Raw genomic sequence first — 2205 nt, forward strand, 5'->3', positions numbered from 1 at the left:
ATGGTATAAAAATCAGAAAATTCCAGATTTAAATGAGGGGTGCTGAATAGTTACCGTGGATTTAAATCCCATCCGGGCAAAAATTGCCGCAACGCTGGAAACCTCAGAAAATACCTCTATTTAAAGAGCGTGTTAAATCATACGACAGCGCAAACAAAAAAACAAAAGGTCTACTTGAAGCCGTTAAAAGCTCAAGGCCAAAACCCCGAACAGGCTATTCCATACCCACTCAGTAGCTGCTTTGAACTGGTCAAATGGTCTGGCCGAATTATCCGCAAAGGAAATCGTGGTCGTATAACTGACGATGTTCCGCCTATCTTGGAGCGCCTGGGTATTTGCCCACATGAGTGTCTGGAGACTATGCGCTGGAATAATCGTTTTCACCGCGCGTTGGCCTCACTGAAATTTATGTAGAAGGCATTGGAAAAGGCTGGGTTCTTGGCATGGCTGTAAGCAGGGGACTTTTTATCTCTTTCCCAGTGTTCCCATGGGGCTGATGCTATCTGTTGCTATCTGTTGCCTACCCGCCGGTTCGCCATAGCTATCGTCAGAGTCAGTCCCATGTTCGGTCAGTACATGGTTCACAGGGCTGTCTGGTCGGGTGGGTTTTCCAGTGTTCGCCACAGAGTTGCTGCCAGTTGCTATACCGGGCTGCCCGTCCACCACCGGTTCACCGTGGTTATCGATGGATTCATACCCGGTCAGTTCTGAGTACACAGGGATGTCAGGGGGGGCGGGTTCTTTTTCATTACCCACGGGGGGATTGCTGTCCCCTGTTGCCGTGTTCCCTTGTCTGAATGTTAACGGTTGGTAATGGTCTGGGGGAGCAGGCAGCGGTCTCGTGTTCCTCGGCCTGAACGACAACGGTTGATAATGATCCCGGGGAGTAGTAGGAAGCTGTCCCTCAGCAAGGGGGCGGCCGCTGGCTGGGGGCGGCGTAGGTTCCGCGCGGGTACGACCAGCATTAGTCGATGACCTTTGGCTGTAATAGCGGTAGGCGATCACACCGACCAGCACAAAAATCACCGTGCCCAGGGGGGCGATACAAGCTATAACGAAAGGGCTTGGTGATGCCATTGGCGGTGTTGTCATTGTGATTGATGTATCAGGACAATAATTAACGATTTGGTGCTTTAGTTTTGCCAAGTCGGAGGCAATAATTGCATTGATATCATTATCCTGCCAATACTGACACCCCTTGGCAGTGCTTTGTTGTTTGTCATTCACAGTGACATTACAAACCGGGCTAGATCCTACGAAGATATCCGCAGCGGCATTTTCACTTTTAACGGTGCTATTGAACACCCTGGCGATACTTAATTTTTCACCAAGCTTTCCTGCGCCATACCGGCATTTGCCGCGTTGCCTTAGGTTATCACCGTGCAGTTCAACGCTGTCGTGTCTGTAACCGTTCCTTTATCATGCTGAAATCCCACCCCAATACCGGCATTTGCGAATTCTCCCATTATTGCAACATGACAATTCACCGCCATTGTGTTGTTAACGATTCCACCGTTCGATATTCCCGCACCAATACCGGCATGTGCGAATCCTCTCTTTGTTGCAACATTACAGTTTACCGCAGCCATGTTGTTAACAGCTCCCTGGAACAGATATCCCGCACCAATACCGGCACCGGTATAACTTCTGTTGGCGGAGGATTTCACCGTGCAGTTCAACGCAGTCATGTTAGTAATAGTTCGCCATTTACAAAGCCCACGCCAATAGCTGCTGGTGCGAGATCTGCACCATTGGTAGTTACGTAATCACGTTCAACCCGAATATTATTGATCATGGCGTTGCCAGACATTTCACAAGCCACTACCCCGGCCTTATCCTCTGAAAATATTCTGGCATCACTAAGGGTCAGATTTTCGATACGGCCAGCGGACAGGTGTTTTATCAGGCACTTCAATAAATTGCAAATAGTACGACTATTGACGTCCAATCTGTCAGTAAATGGATTGTCTTTATCCCCAATGGACCGGGGCAATTTGCTACCGTCGATATCATCAATCAGGCGATATTGTTTGCTACATGTGTCCTTATCACGGCAGATATTGCCCGGGGTCTTGACATTCCACACATAATCCCAGAAGTCAGAGGCTGATGCTGATGCCGCACCGACCGCGGACAGGCCGACCAGAGCCCCTGGGAGGCTGTCCGAGAATAGCGCCCGTAGCGAGGATTGCGAGAAATTGAGGC

The 2205-nt window shown here is 49.6% G+C and carries 3 protein-coding genes; all 3 read right to left on the minus strand.

Going from position 1 to position 2205, the window contains the following annotated elements; translation table 11 throughout:
• Positions 1-465 precede the first annotated feature (465 nt).
• The gene (locus tag KDK14_RS05845; protein ID WP_257264078.1) at positions 466-1305 is read right to left on the minus strand and encodes a hypothetical protein; all 840 of its coding nucleotides are present in this window, start codon (positions 1303-1305) and stop codon (positions 466-468) included.
• A 62-nt stretch (positions 1306-1367) separates the two neighbouring features.
• Positions 1368-1688 (minus strand): hypothetical protein, encoded by a 321-nt coding sequence (locus KDK14_RS05850; protein WP_257264079.1) that lies wholly within the window; start codon positions 1686-1688, stop codon positions 1368-1370.
• A partial coding sequence (locus tag KDK14_RS05855; RefSeq protein WP_257264080.1) for a ZmpA/ZmpB/ZmpC family metallo-endopeptidase-related protein occupies positions 1685-2205 on the minus strand: 521 nt, incomplete at its 5' end. The genes KDK14_RS05850 and KDK14_RS05855, both read right to left, overlap by 4 nt.

Source organism: Endozoicomonas sp. ONNA2, from assembly GCF_024606365.1.
Lineage (GTDB): Bacteria > Pseudomonadota > Gammaproteobacteria > Pseudomonadales > Endozoicomonadaceae > Endozoicomonas.

Excerpts from the sequence above, each read along its gene's own strand:
- KDK14_RS05850 (WP_257264079.1), bottom strand. The coding sequence starts at position 1,688 with ATGACTGCGTTGAACTGCACGGTGAAATCCTCCGCCAACAGAAGTTAT.